Annotated in this window: 15 protein-coding genes, 1 tRNA gene and 3 rRNA genes; 8 read left to right on the plus strand and 11 right to left on the minus strand. The window is 53.4% G+C overall.

Features of this window, described 5'->3' with window-relative positions; all coding sequences use genetic code 11:
• Window positions 1–18: 18 nt before the first annotated feature.
• Window positions 19–594 carry an RNA polymerase sigma factor RpoE gene (gene rpoE / locus BFV65_RS15395; protein ID WP_006176728.1) on the minus strand — a complete coding sequence of 192 codons (576 nt, stop codon included), beginning with the start codon at window positions 592–594 and terminating at the stop codon, window positions 19–21.
• A 425-nt stretch (window positions 595–1,019) separates the two neighbouring features.
• On the opposite strand from rpoE, the gene nadB reads away from it, so the two are divergent.
• On the plus strand, window positions 1,020–2,639 hold the full coding sequence (nadB, locus tag BFV65_RS15400) for an L-aspartate oxidase (protein ID WP_063200998.1): 1,620 nt from the start codon (window positions 1,020–1,022) through the stop codon (window positions 2,637–2,639).
• On the opposite strand, the gene trmN is transcribed toward nadB, so the two are convergent.
• On the minus strand, window positions 2,624–3,361 hold the full coding sequence (gene trmN / locus BFV65_RS15405) for a tRNA(1)(Val) (adenine(37)-N(6))-methyltransferase TrmN (RefSeq protein ID WP_022649046.1): 738 nt from the start codon (window positions 3,359–3,361) through the stop codon (window positions 2,624–2,626). The two genes, nadB and trmN, sit on opposite strands and share 16 nt — an antisense overlap.
• Before the next feature lie 132 nt (window positions 3,362–3,493).
• Here trmN and srmB point away from each other — a divergent pair, with 132 nt between their 5' ends.
• Window positions 3,494–4,822: an ATP-dependent RNA helicase SrmB gene (srmB, locus tag BFV65_RS15410; RefSeq protein ID WP_022649047.1), complete on the plus strand. Its 1,329-nt coding sequence runs from the start codon at window positions 3,494–3,496 to the stop codon at window positions 4,820–4,822.
• Window positions 4,823–4,873: 51 nt separating this feature from the next.
• Here the strand turns inward: srmB and grcA are convergent, their stop codons facing one another.
• The gene (grcA, locus tag BFV65_RS15415) at window positions 4,874–5,257 is read right to left on the minus strand and encodes an autonomous glycyl radical cofactor GrcA (protein ID WP_022649048.1); all 384 of its coding nucleotides are present in this window, start codon (window positions 5,255–5,257) and stop codon (window positions 4,874–4,876) included.
• Window positions 5,258–5,571: 314 nt separating this feature from the next.
• On the opposite strand from grcA, the gene ung reads away from it, so the two are divergent.
• Window positions 5,572–6,261 (plus strand): uracil-DNA glycosylase, encoded by a 690-nt coding sequence (gene ung / locus BFV65_RS15420; RefSeq protein WP_003860729.1) that lies wholly within the window; start codon window positions 5,572–5,574, stop codon window positions 6,259–6,261.
• A 39-nt stretch (window positions 6,262–6,300) separates the two neighbouring features.
• Here ung and BFV65_RS15425 read toward each other — a convergent pair whose 3' ends face one another.
• A complete protein-coding gene (locus tag BFV65_RS15425) occupies window positions 6,301–7,386 on the minus strand; it encodes a tRNA/rRNA methyltransferase (RefSeq protein ID WP_023300740.1) in 1,086 nt (361 codons plus the stop codon).
• 204 nt (window positions 7,387–7,590) lie between these two features.
• On the opposite strand from BFV65_RS15425, the gene trxC reads away from it, so the two are divergent.
• The 5 genes from trxC (at window position 7,591) to BFV65_RS15450 (ending at window position 13,313) form a co-directional block, all read left to right on the plus strand.
• Window positions 7,591–8,010 (plus strand): thioredoxin TrxC, encoded by a 420-nt coding sequence (gene trxC, locus BFV65_RS15430; RefSeq protein ID WP_003860733.1) that lies wholly within the window; start codon window positions 7,591–7,593, stop codon window positions 8,008–8,010.
• Window positions 8,011–8,080: 70 nt separating this feature from the next.
• Window positions 8,081–8,779, plus strand: coding sequence for a tRNA-uridine aminocarboxypropyltransferase (gene tapT / locus BFV65_RS15435; RefSeq protein WP_023306729.1), 699 nt, complete (start codon window positions 8,081–8,083; stop codon window positions 8,777–8,779).
• 35 nt (window positions 8,780–8,814) lie between these two features.
• Entirely contained in the window at window positions 8,815–11,478 is a 2,664-nt protein-coding gene (locus tag BFV65_RS15440) for a bifunctional acetate--CoA ligase family protein/GNAT family N-acetyltransferase (protein ID WP_048966850.1), read from the plus strand.
• A 109-nt stretch (window positions 11,479–11,587) separates the two neighbouring features.
• Window positions 11,588–12,943, plus strand: coding sequence for a CDP-diacylglycerol--serine O-phosphatidyltransferase (gene pssA, locus BFV65_RS15445; protein ID WP_069596829.1), 1,356 nt, complete (start codon window positions 11,588–11,590; stop codon window positions 12,941–12,943).
• A 46-nt stretch (window positions 12,944–12,989) separates the two neighbouring features.
• A complete protein-coding gene (locus BFV65_RS15450) occupies window positions 12,990–13,313 on the plus strand; it encodes a YfiM family lipoprotein (RefSeq protein WP_046618949.1) in 324 nt (107 codons plus the stop codon).
• On the opposite strand, the gene BFV65_RS15455 is transcribed toward BFV65_RS15450, so the two are convergent.
• The 7 genes from BFV65_RS15455 to clpB all read right to left on the minus strand — a co-directional run bounded on the left by BFV65_RS15455 (window position 13,310) and on the right by clpB (window position 23,327).
• Complete coding sequence (locus BFV65_RS15455) at window positions 13,310–14,617, minus strand: MFS family transporter (RefSeq protein WP_069596830.1); 1,308 nt, start codon at window positions 14,615–14,617, stop codon at window positions 13,310–13,312. The genes BFV65_RS15450 and BFV65_RS15455 overlap by 4 nt on opposite strands.
• Before the next feature lie 151 nt (window positions 14,618–14,768).
• Window positions 14,769–15,221 (minus strand): DUF4385 domain-containing protein, encoded by a 453-nt coding sequence (locus tag BFV65_RS15460; RefSeq protein ID WP_032622345.1) that lies wholly within the window; start codon window positions 15,219–15,221, stop codon window positions 14,769–14,771.
• Between the two features lie 129 nt (window positions 15,222–15,350).
• Window positions 15,351–15,466: ribosomal RNA gene (gene rrf, locus BFV65_RS15465) — 5S ribosomal RNA — on the minus strand.
• Between the two features lie 69 nt (window positions 15,467–15,535).
• Window positions 15,536–18,440, minus strand: a 23S ribosomal RNA gene (locus tag BFV65_RS15470).
• A 182-nt stretch (window positions 18,441–18,622) separates the two neighbouring features.
• A tRNA-Glu gene (locus BFV65_RS15475) sits at window positions 18,623–18,698 on the minus strand.
• An 84-nt stretch (window positions 18,699–18,782) separates the two neighbouring features.
• Window positions 18,783–20,324: ribosomal RNA gene (locus BFV65_RS15480) — 16S ribosomal RNA — on the minus strand.
• The 16S, 23S and 5S rRNA genes sit together here with 1 tRNA gene alongside, the layout of an rRNA operon.
• A gap of 429 nt (window positions 20,325–20,753) precedes the next feature.
• Window positions 20,754–23,327, minus strand: coding sequence for an ATP-dependent chaperone ClpB (gene clpB / locus BFV65_RS15485; protein WP_045308384.1), 2,574 nt, complete (start codon window positions 23,325–23,327; stop codon window positions 20,754–20,756).
• Window positions 23,328–23,364: the final 37 nt, after the last annotated feature.

Consider the following 23,364-nt stretch of genomic DNA (forward strand, 5'->3'; position numbering starts at 1 on the left):
TCCAGTATCCCGCTATCGTCAACGCCTGATAAGCGGTTGAACTTTATTATCAATGGCTTCTCGCGCACGGAAAATTCGTGAACGAACCGTGCCGACCGGACAATCCATGATGGCGGCTATCTCTTCATAGCTTAGGCCATCCAGCTCCCGTAACGTAATTGCCATGCGTAAATCTTCCGGGAGCGACTCGATCGTGCGAAAAACGATTTGTCTCAGTTCTTCTGACAACATTAAGTTCTCAGGGTTCGAAATTTCTTTCAGCGCGCCGCCACTTTCGAAGTTTTCTGCATCGATAGCGTCAACATCACTTGAAGGCGGACGACGCCCCTGAGCAACCAAATAATTCTTAGCCGTATTGACTGCAATACGATACAGCCAGGTATAAAAAGCACTATCCCCCCGGAATGAATCCAGCGCGCGATAGGCCTTAATAAAAGACTCTTGTACCACATCAGGAACATCGCCTGACGGTACATAGCGGGAAACCAGACTCGCTACCTTATGCTGGTAGCGCACCACCAGTAGGTTAAAAGCTTTCTGATCTCCCTTCTGGACCCGTTCAACCAGGACCTGGTCCGTTAACTGCTCGCTCATCCGAGGTAATGTCTCCCCAAACCAAATTCCACGCGTTATCGAAACGCCACTCTAACAACATTGCACTTTGAGCAAGCACCGAATTAGAGCGTCTGTTCTTCAATAAGTTCCGTAACGCCTTTGTTTTTGTTCATCGCGCCGCAGACCGTTCATTTTCTCTCATTATAAGTCTGTTCACGATACGCACCCGCTTTCTGACAAGAATCATTAACTTTATCGTCAGAAGAGTAACGCAACACAGGCTTTATTTCACCACAAAATCTGAAGCTAACGATCTGCTTCGCAAAATAATTCCATTCATTTAGCGATGATTTAACTTCCGGCCATCCGTTTAGTCATTGCAACACGCTTCAAAAAAAACGTGCGATAACTCGCATCACAATGCTATTCTGCCCAGACCATGTTTAGTAAATTAAACAAACATCATGAATACAACGCCTGAACTCCATTGTGATGTACTGATTATCGGCAGCGGTGCTGCTGGCCTCTCCCTCGCGCTGCGCCTGGCGGAACATCAGAACGTAATCGTGCTGAGTAAAGGGCCGATGAGCGAAAGTTCCACCTTCTATGCACAAGGCGGTATTGCCGCCGTGTTTGATGAAACGGACAGCATTGCCTCACACGTAGAAGACACTCTGATTGCCGGTGCCGGGATCGTGGATGAGCATGCCGCAGAGTTTGTCGCCAGCAATGCCCGCCACTGCGTGCAATGGCTTATCGACCAGGGCGTGCTGTTTGATACGCAGGTTCAGCCTAATGGTGAAGAGAGCTATCATCTGACCCGTGAAGGCGGGCACAGCCATCGCCGTATTCTGCACGCTGCTGATGCAACAGGAAAAGCGGTTGAAACCACATTGGTCAGCAAAGCCCTCAGCCATCCCAATATTCGGGTGCTGGAGCGCAGTAACGCCGTCGACCTGATTATTTCCGATAAAATTGGCCTGCCCGGCACGCGCCGTGTTGTCGGCGCATGGGTGTGGAATCGGAATAAAGAGAAGGTGGAAACCTGCCAGGCTAAAGCCGTTGTGCTGGCGACCGGCGGCGCCTCCAAGGTTTACCAGTACACGACTAACCCGGATATCGCCTCCGGAGACGGTATCGCTATGGCCTGGCGCGCAGGCTGCCGCGTAGCGAATATGGAGTTTAATCAGTTCCATCCTACCGCCCTGTTCCACCCGCAGGCACGTAACTTCCTGTTAACTGAAGCTTTGCGCGGCGAAGGCGCGTATCTCAAGCGACCGGACGGTTCCAGGTTTATGCCGGACTTCGACCCCCGAGGTGAACTTGCCCCGCGGGATATCGTGGCCCGCGCCATTGACCACGAGATGAAGCGGCTTGGCGTGGACTGTATGTATCTGGACATTAGCCATAAACCGGCAGACTTTATTCGCCAGCACTTCCCGATGATTTATGAAAAGCTGCGGAGTCTGGGTATCGATTTAACCCGCGATCCGGTGCCGATTGTGCCTGCCGCCCACTATACCTGTGGCGGGGTGATGGTTGACGATCATGGTTGTACCGACGTGGATGGTTTGTATGCGATCGGCGAGGTCAGCTACACCGGCCTGCATGGTGCGAATCGCATGGCATCAAACTCATTGCTGGAGTGTCTGGTGTATGGATGGTCGGCTGCGGAAGATATAACCAAACGCATGCCCTATGCACGTCCAACAACGCACCTGCCAGCATGGGATGAAAGTCGAGTAGAGAACCCGGACGAACTGGTGGTTATCCAGCATAACTGGCACGAGCTGCGGCTTCTCATGTGGGATTATGTCGGGATTGTACGCACAACGAAGCGTCTGGAACGCGCGTTACGCCGCATCATGATGTTGCAGCAGGAAATTGATGAATATTACGCCAACTTCCGCGTTTCCAATAATCTGCTGGAGCTGCGCAACCTTGTGCAGGTTGCCGAGCTGATTGTACGCTGTGCGATGATGCGCAAAGAGAGTCGTGGCCTGCATTATACGCTGGACTATCCCGACCCGCTGGAAACGTCCGGCCCGTCGGTGTTGACGCCGCAGGTTCACATAAACAGATAAAAGGCCTGGGTCAGGGCAGTGTAATCTTCGGAATAACGCTGGTCTGGCCCGCGAATAACCATCCTGTCGGTAAAGCACTCCCCCTCTTTCGGCGAGAGCGCCAGCAACACGCGGTGCGGTAAGCGACCTTCCGTATCCGAAATATCGGTACGAAGACGCAAACTCCAGCCGATATCCCGAGCGATCTCAATGAAGGTGTTACCCGTGCTTTCGGGCAAGACCACGCAGAAAAATCCCTCTTCCGAGATGAGTTCCGCCGCGCTGGTCAGTAGCGCCTTGTGATCGAGCGAGCCGGTGTAACGTGCCTGCTCGCGTTCCGGCGTTCCACACTCCACACCTGGCGTGAAATACGGCGGATTGCTGACGATCAAATCGTAACGCGCAGTCTGCTCCGGTGCCCAGGTCAGGACATCGGCACAATCCACCCTGATCCGTTCTGCCCACGGAGAATCGGCAGCGTTTTCGCTTGCCTGCTGGGCCGCCTGAGGATCAAGCTCAACGGCGTCGATAGTGACGTGTTCTTCTGTACGCTGCGCCAGCATCAGCGCCTGAAGTCCGCTGCCCGTACCAATATCCAGAATGCGTTTTACACCTGCGACAGGGGCCCATGCACCCAGTAAAATACCGTCTGTACCGACTTTCATTGCGCAACGATCGTGCGCCACAAAAAATTGTTTAAACGTAAAACCATCGCGGCGCAACTGCGCTTTGAGTTGAGACATGTCAGGGCAACCTTCTGTGTGAAACTGGAGTAGCATAGGGGAAAGCGAAGTGGTCGAAAAGCGATATCCATACAAACAGATGAAGATTACAGCCGTAACGTCTATAATCAGCGCCCCACACAGAGGTAGAACATGACTGTAACGACTTTTTCCGAACTTGAACTCGATGAAAGCCTGCTCAATGCTCTTGAGAGTAAAGGCTTTACACGCCCGACCGCCATTCAGGCCGCGGCCATTCCGCCTGCGCTTGAGGGCCGCGATGTGCTCGGTTCTGCGCCAACCGGCACGGGGAAGACAGCAGCCTACTTGCTGCCTGTGTTGCAGCATTTGCTCGATTTTCCGCGTAAAAAATCAGGGCCGCCGCGCATTTTGATCCTGACCCCGACCCGTGAACTGGCGATGCAGGTTGCCGAACACGCGCGTGAGCTGGCGGCGAACACCCATCTGGATATCGCGACCATCACCGGCGGCGTAGCGTATATGAACCACGCCGAAGTGTTCAGCGAAAACCAGGATATCGTTGTCGCGACGACAGGCCGTCTGCTGCAATACATAAAAGAAGAGAACTTCGACTGCCGGGCGGTGGAAACGCTGATTCTCGATGAAGCTGACCGCATGCTGGACATGGGCTTTGCCCAGGATATCGAACACATCGCGGGTGAAACGCGCTGGCGTAACCAGACAATGCTGTTCTCGGCAACCCTTGAAGGGGATGCCATTAAAGATTTCGCCGAACGTCTGCTGGAAGATCCGGTGGAAGTGTCCGCTACGCCATCGACGCGTGAGCGTAAGAAGATCCACCAGTGGTACTACCGCGCAGATAACCTTGAGCATAAAGTTGAGTTGCTGAAACATCTGCTGAAGCAGGAAGAAGCAACCCGTACCATCGTCTTCGTACGTAAACGCGAGCGCGTGCATGAGCTGGCAGAAATGCTCCGCAACGCTGGCATCAACAACTGCTATCTCGAAGGTGAAATGGCACAGGTTAAGCGTACCGAAGGGATTAAGCGCCTGACCGATGGTCGCGTGAATGTGCTGGTTGCAACCGACGTTGCCGCGCGCGGGATCGACATCCCGGACGTGAGCCATGTGATCAACTTTGATATGCCGCGCAGCGGTGATACTTACCTGCACCGTATTGGTCGTACCGGCCGTGCGGGCCGCAAAGGGATTGCTATTTCTCTGGTAGAAGCGCACGACCATCTGCTGCTCCAAAAAATTGGCCGCTACGTTGATGAGCCGCTAAAAGCTCGTGTGATTGACGAACTTCGTCCGACGACACGTGCGCCGAGTGAAAAAATGACGGGTAAACCGTCCAAGAAAGCGCTCGCGAAACGTGCTGAGAGAAAAGAGAAAGAAAAAGAGAAGCCGCGCGTGAAGCAGCGCCACCGCGATACCAAAAATATTGGTAAGCGCCGTAAGCCAAGTTCTGCTGCGCCAGAGACAAAAACTGAAGAGTAAAAAAAAGCCGGGACATTCCCGGCTTTTTATTCCACCCCCGAAGCTGAAACCTTACAGGCTTTCAGTAAAGGTACGGGCGATAACGTCGCGCTGCTGTTCCGGAGTCAGAGAGTTGAAACGCACCGCATAGCCAGACACACGGATGGTCAGCTGCGGGTATTTTTCTGGGTTCTCAACAGCATCCATCAGCGTTTCACGACGCAGGACGTTAACGTTCAGGTGCTGACCACCTTCCACGCGCACTTCTGGTTGCACTTGCATTGGAATTTCACGGTATTCAATTTCGCCCAGTTTGCTCACCGGAACGATTTCGTCTTCCGCAAAACCTGCTTTCGCTACTACACAGCGCGCTTCGTTTTTCTCGCTGTCCAGCAGCCAGAAAGAGTTCAGCAGATCGTCATTTGCAGCTTTAGTAATCTGGATACCTGTAATCATGTGTTGCCTCCCTTAGGCTACATTAACTGATGCTGGCCTTTTGCGGCCAATTGGTAAAACCATTGTTTGTTGTGTGTATATATAACATTCAGACCCGGGTGATTTATTGATTTAAATCAACAAAATCACTAACCACATAAAGAGTGTGGTCTGAATTTTTTGTTTTAGATCAATTTTAATGATTTACCAATTCAACTTGCCCTGCCTGGTTTTCAACATAAATTGAGACACTTAGCCGCTTTTCCGCGGGTAATTTTGCTCACCAGGCATTAGCAGGTAAGCTAGGCAGAGAATGAAATTCGCAGGAGAGCGAGATGACAACACCTTTAACCTGGCATGACGTGCTGGCAGAAGAGAAGCAGCAGCCCTATTTTATTAATACCCTCAGTACCGTTGCGGCTGAACGGCAGGCCGGCCAGACAATTTATCCACCGCAGAAAGATGTATTTAACGCCTTTCGCTACACCGAACTGAGCGACGTGAAGGTGGTTATACTGGGGCAGGATCCGTACCATGGTCCCGGGCAGGCTCACGGACTGGCATTTTCCGTGCGTCCGGGCGTGGCCATTCCCCCTTCTCTGCTGAATATGTATAAAGAGCTGGAAGGAACGATTCCGGGTTTCACCCGCCCTAATCACGGTTATCTGGAAAGCTGGGCGCGCCAGGGCGTGCTGTTGCTGAATACCGTATTAACCGTCCGGGCGGGTCAGGCACACTCCCACGCCAGTCTGGGATGGGAAACCTTTACCGATAAGGTTATCAGCCTGATCAATGAGCATCGTGAAGGCGTCGTGTTTTTACTCTGGGGTTCACATGCCCAAAAGAAAGGGGCGATTATCGATCGTCAGCGCCATCACGTACTGAAAGCACCGCACCCGTCGCCGCTGTCTGCGCATCGCGGTTTCTTTGGCAGTAACCATTTTGTTCTGACGAATGAGTGGCTGGAAAAGCGTGGCGAAAAGCCGATTGACTGGATGCCTGTGTTACCGGCAGAGAGTGAGTAGGGTTTGAATGTGCCGGGTCAGGCCCGGCACATATAAGGCTTATGCCTTGTTCTGACGCCACCATTCGGCCAGCAGCACGCCGGTCGCAACGGATACGTTCAGGCTTTCAACGTTGCCAGTGCCGTCGATAGAAACGCTCATGTCAGCGCTGGAGAGTGCCGCATCAGACAGACCATCGCGCTCCTGACCTAACACCAGCACCATTTTGCGCGGCAACGTCGCTTTAAACAGCGGCGTAGCGGCACGGCTTGAGGTGGTGACAATGGTGTAGCCCGCGTTACGGAATTGCTCAAGGGCCTCCAGCACGCTGTCGCCGGTGATCGGCTGAACATGCTCAGCACCGCCTTCCGCGGTACGGATTGCCGCACCGGATTCCAGCAGCGCGGCATCCTGCAACAGAACGCCTTTCACGCCAAAGTGCGCGCAGCTACGCATCATAGCGCCCAGGTTATGCGGGTTACCCACATCTTCCAGCGCCAGCACACAGTCATCGGCATCCGCCTGGCTGACCCACTGCTGCACGGTGGTGCCGTTACGTTTTTTGATCAGGAAGCAGACGCCGCCGTGGTGTTCAGTCCCGGACGCTTTTGTCAGCTCGGCATCGTCAACCACGTGGTAGGCTTTACGGTTCGCCGCCATCCAGCGCAGCGCTTCTTTAAAGCGCGGGGTCACGCTCTGGATAAACCATGCGCGAACGATACACTCCGGGCGGCTCTGGAACAGGGCCTGACAGGCGTTCTCGCCATATACACGGGTTTCTTCCGCACGCTGACGACGCAGCACTTCCGGATCGATAAAGCTTTTTCCGCTGATACCGCCGTGATCGGCTTTTTCGGTCGCCTCTTCACCGGGCGCGCGCGAAACGGTACGCCATGGCGATCCACCGTCGCGGACAAAATCATCGCGTTTGCGATCGTCACGCTTACGGTCATCACGTTTGCGGTCATCGCCGCGGTTATTTCTGTCATCGCGGGCGGGGCGACGGCCACCGTCTGCACGAGAAGACGCCGGACGCCCGCCACCTTTTCCGGTACGCGGATTTTGGGTGCGTTTATCAGAGTCATCATCACTGCGGACATACATCACTTTGACCTTGCCGCTTTTGTTTTTCATTTCGTCGTTCATGCTTTTCTCCACCAGCGCTGCGCGAAGCGCGCAGATTACCCGATGTGCAAGCTCATAGCCATAATTTCGTACAAAAGCCTGTGACTATTGTTCCCATTGAATAAAACGCGTTGTCGATTTATACAGGCTCACTGATAATATGTAACATATCAGAAACATTATCGGCGTTCTGCCGTTGTTCCACGGCTCTATCAGAGGTTAGTTATGAATACCGTATGTGCCAACTGTCAGGCTTTAAACCGCATTCCGGACGATCGGATGGATGACGGTGCGAAATGCGGGCGTTGTGGCCACGAATTATTTGATGGCGATGTCATTAACGCGACGGGTGCTACGCTGGACAAACTCCTCAAGGACGATCTGCCGGTTGTGGTCGATTTCTGGGCACCGTGGTGCGGCCCCTGCCGTAACTTTGCGCCCATCTTCGAAGACGTGGCTGAAGAGCGCAGCGGGAAAATGCGTTTTGTTAAAGTGAATACCGAAGCGGAACGTGAACTCAGCGCCCGTTTTCGCATTCGCAGCATTCCAACCATTATGATTTTCAAAAATGGGGAAGTGATCGACATGCTCAATGGTGCAGTACCGAAGGCACCTTTCGACAGCTGGTTAAACGAATCCCTGTAACATTCACGGGGCACATCTTGTGCCCCGTTCTCTCCTCTGCGAAAATGGGGTTTTTCCTGCCTTTTCGCCCATGACTGATAACGCTGTACTTCAATTACGCGCCGAGCGCCTTGCGCGCGCAACCCGCCCTTTTCTGGCCCGAGGCAACCGTATTCGCCGCTGCCAGCGCTGCCTTTTACCGCTGAAAGTGTGTCTGTGCGAAACGCTTACACCGAGCGAGGCGAAAAGCCGCTTTTGTCTGGTCATGTTCGATACCGAACCGATGAAGCCCAGCAACACGGGGCGTTTGATCGCCGATATTCTGCCCAATACCGCAGCGTTTCAGTGGTCGCGCACTGAGCCACCTCAGGCTCTGCTTGACCTGGTGGCAAACCCGGACTATCAGCCCATGGTCGTTTTCCCGGCATCATATGCAGGCGAACAACGCCAGGTGCTTACGGCGCCACCATCCGGTAAGCCGCCGCTGTTTATTATGCTCGACGGCACCTGGACCGAAGCAAGAAAGATGTTTCGCAAAAGCCCTTATCTTGATGCGCTGCCGGTGATTTCCGTCGATCTGTCGCGCGTTTCGGCCTATCGCTTACGAGAAGCGCATGCCGAGGGTCAATATTGCACCGCTGAAGTCGCCATTGCGCTACTGGATCTGGCGGGCGATACCCAGGCGGCCAGCGCATTAAGCTCCCATTTCTCCTGCTTTCGCGAACGTTATCTGGCAGGAAAAACCGTTCATAAGGGTAGCGTCACAGCAACAGAGACAGAAAGCGTTTAAAATCATCAGGTCGCTTGCATTCACAGGAGGCCTGCATGAGCCAGAGAGGGTTAGAAGCGCTACTCCGTCCGAAATCCATTGCCGTTATTGGCGCCTCGATGAAACCGGACCGCGCAGGGTATCTGATGATGCGTAACCTGCTGGCTGGCGGGTTTAACGGCCCGGTCATGCCCGTTACGCCCGCTTATAAAGCGGTACAGGGGGTGCTGGCGTGGCCGGACGTGCAAAGTTTACCGTTTGTTCCCGACCTCGCCGTGCTCTGTACGCATGCGAAACGAAACCTCGAATTGCTTGAGTCGCTCGGTCAGAAAGGCTGTAAAACCTGCATTATTCTTTCCTCGCCTCCTGAACAGCAGCCCGAACTGCTGGCCTGCGCCAGCCGCTACCAGATGCGCATTCTTGGTCCAAATAGCCTCGGTCTGCTTGCGCCCTGGCAAGGGCTGAATGCCAGTTTTTCCCCGGTTCCGATCCGTAAAGGCAAACTGGCCTTTATTTCACAGTCGGCAGCGGTATCCAATACCATCCTCGACTGGGCGCAGCAGCGTGAGATGGGCTTTTCCTATTTCATCGCCCTCGGCGACAGCCTGGACATTGACGTCGATGAGCTGCTGGATTTCCTGGCGCGTGACAGCAAAACCAGCGCTATCCTGCTCTACCTTGAACACCTGAGTGACGCCCGTCGTTTTGTGTCGGCGTCGCGTAGCGCATCGCGTAATAAACCGATTCTGGTCATCAAAAGCGGGCGCAGCCCCGCGGCTCAGCGCCTGCTGCAATCCCATTCCGGGATGGATCCCGCATGGGATGCAGCGATCCAGCGCGCCGGTTTACTGCGGGTACAGGATACGCACGAGCTTTTTTCCGCCGTCGAAACGTTGAGCCACATGCGTCCCCTGCGCGGTGAAAAGCTGATGATTGTCAGCAACGGAGCCGCTCCCGCCGCCCTGGCGCTGGACGAGCTCTGGCTACGCAACGGCAAGCTGGCCACGCTGGGTGAAGAGACGCTCCAGCGCCTGCGGGACGCGTTACCGGGAAGCGTTGTTCCCGATAATCCCCTCGATTTGCGCGATGATGCCAGCAGCGATCGTTACATTAAGGCGATCACGATTTTGCTGGATAGCCAGGACTTTGATGCGCTGATGATTATCCATTCGCCCAGCGCGGTTGCGCCAGGCAGCGAAAGTGCACGAACGCTGATTGAGGCTGTCCGAAACCATCCGCGCGGCAAATACGTCACCCTGCTGACCAACTGGTGCGGCGAGTTCTCCTCGCAGGAAGCGCGACGTCTGTTTAGTGAAGCCGGGTTGCCAACCTACCGTACGCCAGAGGGCACCATAACCGCGTTTATGCATATGGTTGAGTACCGCCGCAACCAGAAGCAGCTGCGTGAAACGCCTGCCCTACCGGGCAACCTCACAGCAAATTCGGTGGACGTACACAGTTTATTGCAACAGGCCATCGAAGAGGGCGCCACTTCGCTTGATACGCATGAAGTGCAACCCATTCTTGGCAGCTATGGGATGCAAACACTGCCGACCTGGATTGCCGGTGACAGCGCTGAGGCGGTACATATCGCTGAGCAGATTGGCTATCCGGTCGCGCTGAAGCTGCGCTCCCCCGATATTCCGCACAAATCGGATGTTCAGGGCGTCATGCTGTATCTGCGCACCGCGACAGAAGTACAACAGGCCGCGGATGCCATTATCGATCGCGTTAAAATGACGTGGCCACAGGCCCGGATCCACGGCCTGCTGGTGCAGAGCATGGCTAACCGAGCAGGTGCTCAGGAGCTGCGCGTGGTCGTCGAACACGATCCGGTTTTTGGTCCACTTATTATGTTGGGTGAAGGCGGCGTTGAATGGCGGCCAGAAGAACAAGCGGCTGTCGCGCTTCCACCTCTAAACATGAACCTGGCGCGTTATTTGGTTATTCAGGCCATCAAAAGTAAAAAAATCCGCGGCAGAAGCGCTCTGAGGCCGCTTGATATCGCCGGGTTAAGCCAGTTTCTGGTGAAGGTCTCCAACCTCATTGTTGACTGTGCTGAGATCCAGCGCCTGGACATCCACCCGCTCCTCGCTTCCGGAAATGAATTCACTGCCCTCGACGTGACGCTGGAAATTGCGCCATTTGTCGGTGACCGGGAAAGCCGTCTCGCCATTCGTCCTTATCCTCTCCATCTGGAAGAGTGGGTGGAGATGAAAAATGGAGAGCGGGCACTGTTTCGCCCTATCCTGCCGGAAGACGAGCCGCTGCTGCGAGCGTTCATCTCGCAGGTGACGAAAGAAGATTTGTACTATCGCTATTTCAGCGAAATTAATGAATTTACCCACGACGATTTAGCCAATATGACCCAGATCGACTACGATCGAGAAATGGCGATTGTGGCGGTCCGCCGTTCCGCAGAGGGAGAGGAGATCCTCGGCGTGACGCGTGCCATTTCCGACCCGGATAACGTGGATGCGGAGTTTGCCGTACTGGTGCGTTCCGATCTTAAAGGTTTGGGTTTGGGCAGACGGCTGCTCGAAAAACTCATTGGTTATACGCGCGATCACGGATTGTCACGGCTCAATGGCATTACTATGCCAAATAATCGGGGTATGGTGACCCTGGCGCGGAAGCTCGGTTTTGACGTTGATATCCAGCTGGATGAAGGCATTGTCTCTTTGTCCCTCAGCCTGACTTCGACGGATAAACAAGAGTAAGCTGCTGGAAATGTTACCCACTTTTCCCGGCACTGGGGTATCATTGTCCGCTTATGTTGTTTGCCTGGTACAGACAACCCTTCAATGAACAGAGAAGAAACGCACTGTGATGTTGTCAAAATTTAAGCGTAATAAACATCAACAACACCTTGCTCAACTACCGAAGATTTCTCAGTCAGTTGATGATGTAGAGTTCTTTTATGCTCCCGCTCATTTCCGGGAGACGCTTCTTGAAAAGATTGCCAGCGCTACGCGACGTATTTGCATTGTGGCGCTCTATCTTGAACAAGATGAAGGTGGGCGTGCGATCCTGAACGCGCTCTATGAAGCGAAACGTCAGCGTCCGGAACTGGATGTTCGCGTGCTGGTTGACTGGCACCGTGCTCAGCGTGGCCGTATTGGTGCGGCTGCCTCGAATACCAATGCTGACTGGTATTGCCGCATGGCCCAGGAAAATCCGGGTATTGATATCCCGGTATATGGCGTACCGGTGAATACCCGTGAAGCGCTTGGCGTTCTTCATTTTAAAGGATTTATCATTGATGACAGCGTCCTTTATAGCGGCGCCAGTCTGAATGATGTGTATCTCCATCAGCTCGATAAATACCGTTACGATCGCTACCATCTTATCCGTAATCCGCAGATGACCGACATCATGTTCAACTGGGTTGATAAAAACCTGGTTCATGGCCGGGGTGTGCACCGTCTTGACGATCCTCATCGCCCGAAAAGCCCGGAAATCAAAAACGACGTTCGCTCCTTCCGCCAGGAGCTGCGCGATGCGATTTATCGTTTCCAGGGTGATGCCAATAATGAAGAACTATCCGTTACGCCTCTGGTAGGCCTGGGTAAATCCAGCCTCCTGAACAAGACTATCTTCCATTTGATGCCGTGCGCGGAGCATAAGCTCACCATCTGCACCCCGTACTTCAACCTTCCCGCCGTTCTGGTGCGTAATATCATTCAGCTGCTGCGTGATGGTAAAAAGGTGGAAATCATTGTCGGGGATAAAACGGCAAACGACTTTTTCATTCCGGAAGATCAGCCTTTCAAGATCATCGGCGCACTGCCTTATCTCTATGAGATTAACCTGCGCCGCTTTCTGAGCCGTTTACAGTACTATGTGAACACGGACCAGCTCGTCGTGCGCCTCTGGAAAGATGAAGATAACAGTTATCATCTCAAAGGAATGTGGGTTGATGACGAGTGGATTCTGCTGACCGGTAATAACCTGAACCCACGCGCCTGGCGTCTGGATTTGGAAAACGCCATTCTTATTCACGATCCTCAGCATGCGTTAGCCGCGAAACGCGATCGTGAGCTGGAGCTTATACGCACGCATACCACAGTGGTTCGTCATTATCGCGATCTGCAAAGCATCGCTGATTACCCGGTGAAAGTTCGCAAGCTGATTCGCCGTCTACGTCGGATCCGTATCGATCGCCTCATCAGCCGCATTCTGTAATACACGAGCCCTGTCATCGGCGGGGCTTTTTTTATGGAGCCTGTTAATGCGTACGCCTTGCCTGATAATCCCTCTTTTGCTGACAGGTTGCAGCCATATGGCTAATGATAACTGGTCGGGTCAGGATAAAGCTCAACACTTTCTGGCGTCTGCAATGTTGTCCGCTGCGGGCAATGAGTATGCGCTGCACCAGGGTTATAGCAGGGATCGAAGTGCCACAATAGGCCTGATGTTCTCCATCAGCCTGGGGGCATCAAAAGAACTTTGGGATAGCCGCCCCTCGGGAAGTGGCTGGAGCTGGAAAGATTTTGCCTGGGACGTAGCCGGGGCAACAACCGGCTACGCCGTCTGGCAGATGGCGCATTATTAAAGGCGGATACCTTTTCCTTTGCGATGCAGCATCAGCGAGACAATAAACGCCAGCGCCCCCATAACGGTGACATACCAGAAGAAGGTCGTTTCACTGCCCCATGACTTAAGGGATAACGCGACATACTCTGCCGAACCGCCGAACAGGGCGTTTGCAACCGCATAAGAGAGGCCTACGCCCAGCGCCCTCACCTGTGCGGGAAACATTTCCGCTTTCAAAATGCCACTGATTGCCGTGTAAAAACTGACAATAATGAGCGCCACCATGATTAAAGCGAAAGCGGCATACGGAGAGGTTGTATGCTGTAGCGCCGTCAAAAGCGGAACGGTACCCAGGGTGAGCATGCCGCCAAAGATCAGCATGGAGGTACGGCGACCAATTTTGTCCGACAGCGCGCCGACAATCGGCTGGATGAGCATAAAGACCAGTAACGCCACCGTCATGACGACACTCGCAACGTTTGCATGCATGCCCGTGGTGTTGACCAGATATTTTTGCATATAGGTGGTGAAGGTATAGAAGCTTAGCGAGCCTGCGGCGGTAAAGCCTAATACCATCAAAAATGCTTTGCGGTTACGCCACAGCCCTTTCATCGAACCAGCTTCTTTAAGCGCCCTGACCTCCTGTTGTGAGGTTTCATCAAGCTGACGGCGTAGCCACAGCGCCACAACCGCCAGGGCTGCCCCCAGGGCAAACGGAATGCGCCAGCCCCAGGCGCGTAAATCTTCATCGCTAAGGATTTGTTGAAGGATCACCACAACCAGTAACGCCAGTAGCTGTCCGCCAATGAGGGTTACATACTGGAATGATGCATAGAAACCTTTGCGCCCTTCAACCGCCACTTCGCTCATGTATGTCGCACTGGTGCCATATTCGCCACCGACCGATAGCCCCTGGAACAGACGTGCCAGCAACAACAACGCCGGTGCCCATGTTCCGATAGTCTCATAACCGGGCAGGCAGGCAATCACCAGCGAGCCGACGCACATCATGCATACAGAGATGAGCATGGATGTCTTGCGCCCTTTCCTGTCCGCGATCCTGCCGAATAGCCATCCACCGATAGGGCGCATCAGGAACCCGGCGGCAAAAACGCCTGCGGTTTGCAAAAGCTGAGTTGTGGTGTTCCCTGACGGGAAAAAGATATGCGCAAAGTAGAGTGAACAAAATGAATAGACGTAAAAGTCAAACCACTCTACAAGGTTTCCTGATGAGGCCCCAACGATTGCCCAAACCCGACGGCGAGTATCCTTACCTGCCAAATTGGTGTTATCCGTATCTGCACTGGCTACGGTTTCTGTCATTTTAATATCCCCTGTCTCACATTGCGGGCCTTTGCCCACAAACAGTAAAACCGGATTTAAAACGAATCGTTAGGTAAATAAAATGTTTCCAATATGTTTCATTGCGTTTTGTGAACTCGATCAGCTATCTAATTATTAGCGGACGCAGTAATTATCCCCAGGACTGCTGGTGGGCCTTTTTTCGCTGCAAGTAATCTTCGTCTGCACGAATTTTATCCCACCACTTTTTGAAGACTGCGGCTGCTTCTGCTTTTACTGGATCGTGATCGAGGGGTTTGACTTGTCGTTCCGCATCATACTTTTTACCGCCCTTATGATTCGCGTATCGCCGGGCGCGGGTATAGCCCATTTGTATGAATTTACGCGCCATATCCATGCCTACAAAATCGTTTTTACTGCGGTACTCTTCAAAGAGAGCGTATATCTCTTGTGCCGAACGCGCTGCGACTTCAGAATTTTTAAAACGCCAGTGTGGAAGGATTTCGCTTTTATAAGGCTCGACCATCAATACGCCCTGCTCACCCCGGCCAACCTGATACCGTTCGGGATGTTCGCGAAAATTTATATTTGCAAAATCTTGTTGGTAATCAAAAGGACGAGTCAAAGCGGCACCATTGTTAAAATCGTTTTAACAATTGTAGGCCGGATAAGGGGAAGCCGCCATCCGGCATGTTTTTCCGTGCACAAAGCAAAAAACCCCGCACCTTCCGGTACGGGGTTCTTTCTGTTTGATGCCTGGCAGTTCCCTACTCTCACATGGGGAGACCCCACACTACCATCGGCGCTACGGCGTTTCACTTCTGAGTTCGGCATGGGGTCAGGTGGGACCACCGCGCTAAAGCCGCCAGGCAAATTCTGTTAATCTGTATCAGGCTGAAAATCGTGTCTGTCTCTTCGCCAAAACAGCTTCGGCGTTGTAAGGTTAAGCCTCACGGTTCATTAGTATCGGTTAGCTCAACGCATCGCTGCGCTTACACACCCGACCTATCAACGTCGTAGTCTTCAACGTTCCTTCAGGAGACTTAAAGTCTCAGGGAGAACTCATCTCGGGGCAAGTTTCGTGCTTAGATGCTTTCAGCACTTATCTCTTCCGCATTTAGCTACCGGGCAGTGCCATTGGCATGACAACCCGAACACCAGTGATGCGTCCACTCCGGTCCTCTCGTACTAGGAGCAGCCCCCCTCAATTCTCCAGCGCCCACGGCAGATAGGGACCGAACTGTCTCACGACGTTCTAAACCCAGCTCGCGTACCACTTTAAATGGCGAACAGCCATACCCTTGGGACCTACTTCAGCCCCAGGATGTGATGAGCCGACATCGAGGTGCCAAACACCGCCGTCGATATGAACTCTTGGGCGGTATCAGCCTGTTATCCCCGGAGTACCTTTTATCCGTTGAGCGATGGCCCTTCCATTCAGAACCACCGGATCACTATGACCTGCTTTCGCACCTGCTCGCGCCGTCACGCTCGCAGTCAAGCTGGCTTATGCCATTGCACTAACCTCCTGATGTCCGACCAGGATTAGCCAACCTTCGTGCTCCTCCGTTACTCTTTGGGAGGAGACCGCCCCAGTCAAACTACCCACCAGACACTGTCCGCAACCCGGATTACGGGTCTACGTTAGAACACCAGCCATTAAAGGGTGGTATTTCAAGGTTGGCTCCACGCAGACTGGCGTCCACGCTTCAAAGCCTCCCACCTATCCTACACATCAAGGACCAGTGTTCAGTGTCAAGCTATAGTAAAGGTTCACGGGGTCTTTCCGTCTTGCCGCGGGTACACTGCATCTTCACAGCGAGTTCAATTTCACTGAGTCTCGGGTGGAGACAGCCTGGCCATCATTACGCCATTCGTGCAGGTCGGAACTTACCCGACAAGGAATTTCGCTACCTTAGGACCGTTATAGTTACGGCCGCCGTTTACCGGGGCTTCGATCAAGAGCTTCGCGTTGCCGCTAACCCCATCAATTAACCTTCCGGCACCGGGCAGGCGTCACACCGTATACGTCCACTTTCGTGTTTGCACAGTGCTGTGTTTTTAATAAACAGTTGCAGCCAGCTGGTATCTTCGACTGATTTCAGCTCCGTCCGCAGGGACTTCACCTACATATCAGCGTGCCTTCTCCCGAAGTTACGGCACCATTTTGCCTAGTTCCTTCACCCGAGTTCTCTCAAGCGCCTTGGTATTCTCTACCTGACCACCTGTGTCGGTTTGGGGTACGATTTCGTGTTACCTGATGCTTAGAGGCTTTTCCTGGAAGCAGGGCATTTATCACTTCAGCACCGTAGTGCCTCGTCATCACACCTCAGCGTTAATAAGGTACCGGATTTACCTGGAACCTCCGCCTACATGCTTAAACCGGGACAACCGTCGCCCGGCTGACATAGCCTTCTCCGTCCCCCCTTCGCAGTAACACCAAGTACAGGAATATTAACCTGTTTCCCATCGACTACGCCTTTCGGCCTCGCCTTAGGGGTCGACTCACCCTGCCCCGATTAACGTTGGACAGGAACCCTTGGTCTTCCGGCGAGCGGGCTTTTCACCCGCTTTATCGTTACTTATGTCAGCATTCGCACTTCTGATACCTCCAGCATGCCTCACAGCACACCTTCAACGGCTTACAGAACGCTCCCCTACCCAACAACACATAGTGTCGCTGCCGCAGCTTCGGTGCATGGTTTAGCCCCGTTACATCTTCCGCGCAGGCCGACTCGACCAGTGAGCTATTACGCTTTCTTTAAATGATGGCTGCTTCTAAGCCAACATCCTGGCTGTCTGTGCCTTCCCACATCGTTTCCCACTTAACCATGACTTTGGGACCTTAGCTGGCGGTCTGGGTTGTTTCCCTCTTCACGACGGACGTTAGCACCCGCCGTGTGTCTCCCGTGATAACATTCTTCGGTATTCGTAGTTTGCATCGGGTTGGTAAGCCGGGATGGCCCCCTAGCCGAAACAGTGCTCTACCCCCGAAGATGAATTCACGAGGCGCTACCTAAATAGCTTTCGGGGAGAACCAGCTATCTCCCGGTTTGATTGGCCTTTCACCCCCAGCCACAGGTCATCCGCTAATTTTTCAACATTAGTCGGTTCGGTCCTCCAGTTAGTGTTACCCAACCTTCAACCTGCCCATGGCTAGATCACCGGGTTTCGGGTCTATACCCTGCAACTTAACGCCCAGTTAAGACTCGGTTTCCCTTCGGCTCCCCTATACGGTTAACCTTGCTACAGAATATAAGTCGCTGACCCATTATACAAAAGGTACGCAGTCACCCCATAAAGAGGCTCCCACTGCTTGTACGTACACGGTTTCAGGTTCTTTTTCACTCCCCTCGCCGGGGTTCTTTTCGCCTTTCCCTCACGGTACTGGTTCACTATCGGTCAGTCAGGAGTATTTAGCCTTGGAGGATGGTCCCCCCATATTCAGACAGGATACCACGTGTCCCGCCCTACTCTTCGAGTTCACAGCAAGTGTGCTTTCGTGTACGGGACTATCACCCTGTACCGTCGGACTTTCCAGACCGTTCCACTAACACACAAGCTGATTCAGACTCCGGGCTGCTCCCCGTTCGCTCGCCGCTACTGGGGGAATCTCGGTTGATTTCTTTTCCTCGGGGTACTTAGATGTTTCAGTTCCCCCGGTTCGCCTCGTTAACCTATGTATTCAGTTAACGATAGTGCAACGAATTGCACTGGGTTTCCCCATTCGGACATCGCCGGGTCAAAGGTTCATATCACCTCGCCGGCGCTTTTCGCAGATTAGCACGTCCTTCATCGCCTCTGACTGCCAGGGCATCCACCGTGTACGCTTAGTCGCTTAACCTCACAACCCGAAGATGTTTCACTTCTGATTGCGAAAATTTGAGAGACTCGAACACACATGAGCTGTGTGTCGTTTCAATTTTCAGCTTGATCCAGATTTTTAAAGAGCAAATATCTCAAACATGACTCGCAAGTCAGTTTTGAGATATGACGGCAGGTGACTTTCACTCACGAACCAGCAAGTGGCGTCCCCTAGGGGATTCGAACCCCTGTTACCGCCGTGAAAGGGCGGTGTCCTGGGCCTCTAGACGAAGGGGACGTACAGTCTCAATCGCAAGACGCCTTGCTATTTACTTTTCATCAGACAATCTGTGTGAGCACTGCAAAGGCAGGTTCTTTAAGGTAAGGAGGTGATCCAACCGCAGGTTCCCCTACGGTTACCTTGTTACGACTTCACCCCAGTCATGAATCACAAAGTGGTAAGCGCCCTCCCGAAGGTTAAGCTACCTACTTCTTTTGCAACCCACTCCCATGGTGTGACGGGCGGTGTGTACAAGGCCCGGGAACGTATTCACCGTGGCATTCTGATCCACGATTACTAGCGATTCCGACTTCATGGAGTCGAGTTGCAGACTCCAATCCGGACTACGACGCACTTTATGAGGTCCGCTTGCTCTCGCGAGGTCGCTTCTCTTTGTATGCGCCATTGTAGCACGTGTGTAGCCCTACTCGTAAGGGCCATGATGACTTGACGTCATCCCCACCTTCCTCCAGTTTATCACTGGCAGTCTCCTTTGAGTTCCCGGCCTAACCGCTGGCAACAAAGGATAAGGGTTGCGCTCGTTGCGGGACTTAACCCAACATTTCACAACACGAGCTGACGACAGCCATGCAGCACCTGTCTCAGAGTTCCCGAAGGCACCAAAGCATCTCTGCTAAGTTCTCTGGATGTCAAGAGTAGGTAAGGTTCTTCGCGTTGCATCGAATTAAACCACATGCTCCACCGCTTGTGCGGGCCCCCGTCAATTCATTTGAGTTTTAACCTTGCGGCCGTACTCCCCAGGCGGTCGACTTAACGCGTTAGCTCCGGAAGCCACGCCTCAAGGGCACAACCTCCAAGTCGACATCGTTTACGGCGTGGACTACCAGGGTATCTAATCCTGTTTGCTCCCCACGCTTTCGCACCTGAGCGTCAGTCTTTGTCCAGGGGGCCGCCTTCGCCACCGGTATTCCTCCAGATCTCTACGCATTTCACCGCTACACCTGGAATTCTACCCCCCTCTACAAGACTCTAGCCTGCCAGTTTCGAATGCAGTTCCCAGGTTGAGCCCGGGGATTTCACATCCGACTTGACAGACCGCCTGCGTGCGCTTTACGCCCAGTAATTCCGATTAACGCTTGCACCCTCCGTATTACCGCGGCTGCTGGCACGGAGTTAGCCGGTGCTTCTTCTGCGGGTAACGTCAATCGACAGGGTTATTAACCCTGTCGCCTTCCTCCCCGCTGAAAGTACTTTACAACCCGAAGGCCTTCTTCATACACGCGGCATGGCTGCATCAGGCTTGCGCCCATTGTGCAATATTCCCCACTGCTGCCTCCCGTAGGAGTCTGGACCGTGTCTCAGTTCCAGTGTGGCTGGTCATCCTCTCAGACCAGCTAGGGATCGTCGCCTAGGTGAGCCGTTACCCCACCTACTAGCTAATCCCATCTGGGCACATCCGATGGCAAGAGGCCCGAAGGTCCCCCTCTTTGGTCTTGCGACGTTATGCGGTATTAGCTACCGTTTCCAGTAGTTATCCCCCTCCATCAGGCAGTTTCCCAGACATTACTCACCCGTCCGCCACTCGTCAGCAAAGCAGCAAGCTGCTTCCTGTTACCGTTCGACTTGCATGTGTTAGGCCTGCCGCCAGCGTTCAATCTGAGCCATGATCAAACTCTTCAATTTAAAAGTTTGATGCTCAATGAATTAAACTTCGTAATGAATTACGTGTTCACTCGTTGAGACTTGGTATTCATTTAGTGTCCGAGGACATTAAGAATCCATGTCACTTTGAGTGCCCACACAGATTGTCTGATAAATTGTTAAAGAGCAGTGCCGCTACGTTTTCGCTGCGGCGCGGGGTGTGCATATTACGCTTCCCCGCTTCAGAGTCAAGCGTTTATTTTGCTTTTCTCTGCTGACCCGGCGGCGTGCGTGCCGTTGTTCCGTGTCAGTGGAGGCGCATTATAGGGAGTTATTCTGAGGCTGCAAGTGCAAAGTGAAAATTATTTACTGACTGCTCACTTTCCAGGCAAAACACATCTCAGACCTTAATTCTTGCCTGGTTTTTAAACAAAAACGAGCCGCAAGCGGCCCGTTTTTGCGTTTTGTGACTTACTGCACTGCCACAATTCGGTCTTCATTGGCTTCCAGACGGATAACTTTGCCCGGAACCAGCTCCCCGGAAAGGATTTGCTGCGCCAGCGGGTTTTCGATCTGCTGCTGGATTGCACGTTTTAACGGACGCGCGCCATAAACAGGATCGTAACCATTCTCGCTCAGCAGTTTCAGCGCATCATCCGAGATGTGGATTTCATACCCACGCTCTTCCAGACGCTTGTACAGACGCTGCAACTGGATCTGCGCAATCGACGCAATGTGTTTCTCACCCAGCGGATGGAACACGACTACTTCATCAATACGGTTGATGAACTCCGGACGGAAGTTTTGGCTGACCACACCCAGCACCAGATCTTTCATATGGCTGTAATCCAGCTCACCGAAGCGTTCCTGAATCAAATCGGAACCCAGGTTCGAGGTCATGATCACCACCGTGTTACGGAAGTCGACCGTTCTTCCCTGCCCGTCCGTCAGACGCCCATCATCCAGCACCTGCAACAGAATGTTAAACACGTCAGGATGAGCCTTTTCCACTTCATCCAGCAGGATGACGGAATAAGGACGACGACGAACCGCTTCCGTCAGGTAACCGCCCTCTTCATAACCGACATATCCCGGAGGCGCACCGACCAGACGCGAGACGGAGTGTTTCTCCATAAACTCGGACATATCGATACGCACCATCGCGTCATCGCTGTCGAACATAAAGTTAGCCAGCGCTTTACACAGCTCGGTTTTACCGACACCGGTTGGCCCCAGGAAAAGGAACGAGCCGATTGGACGATTCGGATCGGACAGCCCCGCACGGCTACGACGAATGGCGTTAGATACCGCTTCGACCGCTTCGTTCTGTCCAATGACGCGCTGATGCAGATCCTGCTCCATACGCAGCAGTTTCTCACGTTCGCTTTCCATCATGCGAGCCACAGGAATACCCGTCCAGCGCGCCAGCACTTCGGCAATCTCGGCATCCGTCACTTTATTACGCAACAGACGCATGGTTTTGCCTTCCGACTGCGTGGCGATCTCAAGCTGTTTTTCCAGCTCAGGGATCTTGCCGTACTGTAGCTCGGACATCCGCGCCAGATCTCCTACGCGACGGGCCTGCTCAATGGCAATTTTCGCCTGCTCCAGCTCCGCCTTGATTGTCTGGGTGCCAGAGAGGGAGGCTTTCTCAGCTTTCCACTCTTCTTCCAGCTCAGAATACTGACGCTCTTTCTCGTCCAGTTCTTCGTTAAGCATATCGAGGCGTTTCTTACTCGCTTCGTCAGACTCTTTGTTCAGCGCCTGCTGTTCCAGCTTGAGCTGGATAATGCGGCGATCGAGTCGGTCCAGCTCTTCCGGTTTCGAGTCAATCTGCATACGGATGCTGGACGCCGCTTCATCGATAAGGTCGATGGCTTTATCCGGCAACTGACGGTCGGCAATGTAACGATGCGAAAGCGTCGCCGCCGCAACGATGGCCGGGTCAGTGATCTGCACGTGATGGTGCAGCTCATAACGCTCTTTCAGACCACGCAAAATGGCGATGGTATCTTCAACGCTTGGTTCAGCGACAAACACCTTCTGGAAGCGACGCTCCAGCGCGGCATCTTTTTCAATGTACTGACGATACTCGTCCAGCGTAGTGGCGCCGACGCAGTGAAGTTCACCACGTGCCAGCGCAGGTTTCAGCATGTTCCCGGCATCCATTGCGCCGTCAGCTTTACCCGCGCCCACCATGGTGTGCAGTTCGTCGATAAACAGGATGACGTTACCTTCCTGTTTCGCCAGATCGTTCAGCACGCCTTTCAGACGCTCTTCAAATTCACCGCGGTATTTCGCCCCGGCCACCAGCGCGCCCATATCCAGCGCCAGTACGCGACGGCCTTTCAGCCCTTCGGGCACTTCGCCATTAACGATACGCTGCGCCAGCCCTTCAACGATGGCGGTTTTACCGACGCCAGGCTCACCAATCAGCACCGGGTTGTTTTTGGTACGACGTTGCAGTACCTGGATAGTCCGACGAATTTCTTCGTCACGGCCGATTACCGGGTCAAGTTTGCCCTGCTCGGCACGTTCGGTCAGGTCGACCGTAAATTTCTTCAAAGCCTGACGTTGGTCTTCGGCTCCCTGGTCGTTCACGCTTTCACCTCCGCGCATTTTCTCAATCGCCTGGGTCACATTAGCGGTGGTTGCACCGGCGGATTTCAGCAGGTCGGTTAAGGTACCGCGTGATTCAAGCGCCGCCAGAACAAACAGCTCTGACGAAATAAAGTTGTCCCCACGTTTTTGCGCCAGCTTGTCGCAAAGGTTCAGTACACGCACCAGATCCTGTGACGGCTGTACGTCGCCACCGGTACCTTCTACCTGCGGTAAACGACTCAGCGCCTGATCGATGGCGGTGCGTAACTGGCCGGCATTAATGCCAGCGGACGTTAACAAAGGACGTACCGATCCCCCTTCCTGATTCAGCAAGGCGCTCATTAAATGAAGAGGTTCGATAAATTGGTTGTCGTGCCCCAGTGCGAGGGACTGGGCATCGGCGAGAGCAAGCTGGAATTTATTAGTAAGACGATCCAGACGCATAACTCCTCCCATAACAGGTCAAATTTGCTACTGGAGA

The sequence above is a fragment of the Enterobacter hormaechei subsp. hoffmannii genome (genome assembly GCF_001729745.1).
GTDB lineage: Bacteria > Pseudomonadota > Gammaproteobacteria > Enterobacterales > Enterobacteriaceae > Enterobacter > Enterobacter intestinihominis.

Excerpts from the sequence above, each read along its gene's own strand:
- nadB (WP_063200998.1), top strand. The coding sequence starts at position 1,020 with ATGAATACAACGCCTGAACTCCATTGTGATGTACTGATTATCGGCAGC.
- BFV65_RS15450 (WP_046618949.1), top strand. The coding sequence starts at position 12,990 with ATGCGTACGCCTTGCCTGATAATCCCTCTTTTGCTGACAGGTTGCAGC.
- pssA (WP_069596829.1), top strand. The coding sequence starts at position 11,588 with ATGTTGTCAAAATTTAAGCGTAATAAACATCAACAACACCTTGCTCAA.
- trxC (WP_003860733.1), top strand. The coding sequence starts at position 7,591 with ATGAATACCGTATGTGCCAACTGTCAGGCTTTAAACCGCATTCCGGAC.
- rpoE (WP_006176728.1), bottom strand. The coding sequence starts at position 594 with ATGAGCGAGCAGTTAACGGACCAGGTCCTGGTTGAACGGGTCCAGAAG.
- BFV65_RS15440 (WP_048966850.1), top strand. The coding sequence starts at position 8,815 with ATGAGCCAGAGAGGGTTAGAAGCGCTACTCCGTCCGAAATCCATTGCC.
- BFV65_RS15455 (WP_069596830.1), bottom strand. The coding sequence starts at position 14,617 with ATGACAGAAACCGTAGCCAGTGCAGATACGGATAACACCAATTTGGCA.
- clpB (WP_045308384.1), bottom strand. The coding sequence starts at position 23,327 with ATGCGTCTGGATCGTCTTACTAATAAATTCCAGCTTGCTCTCGCCGAT.
- ung (WP_003860729.1), top strand. The coding sequence starts at position 5,572 with ATGACAACACCTTTAACCTGGCATGACGTGCTGGCAGAAGAGAAGCAG.
- grcA (WP_022649048.1), bottom strand. The coding sequence starts at position 5,257 with ATGATTACAGGTATCCAGATTACTAAAGCTGCAAATGACGATCTGCTG.
- BFV65_RS15425 (WP_023300740.1), bottom strand. The coding sequence starts at position 7,386 with ATGAACGACGAAATGAAAAACAAAAGCGGCAAGGTCAAAGTGATGTAT.
- tapT (WP_023306729.1), top strand. The coding sequence starts at position 8,081 with ATGACTGATAACGCTGTACTTCAATTACGCGCCGAGCGCCTTGCGCGC.
- trmN (WP_022649046.1), bottom strand. The coding sequence starts at position 3,361 with ATGTCTCAACTCAAAGCGCAGTTGCGCCGCGATGGTTTTACGTTTAAA.
- srmB (WP_022649047.1), top strand. The coding sequence starts at position 3,494 with ATGACTGTAACGACTTTTTCCGAACTTGAACTCGATGAAAGCCTGCTC.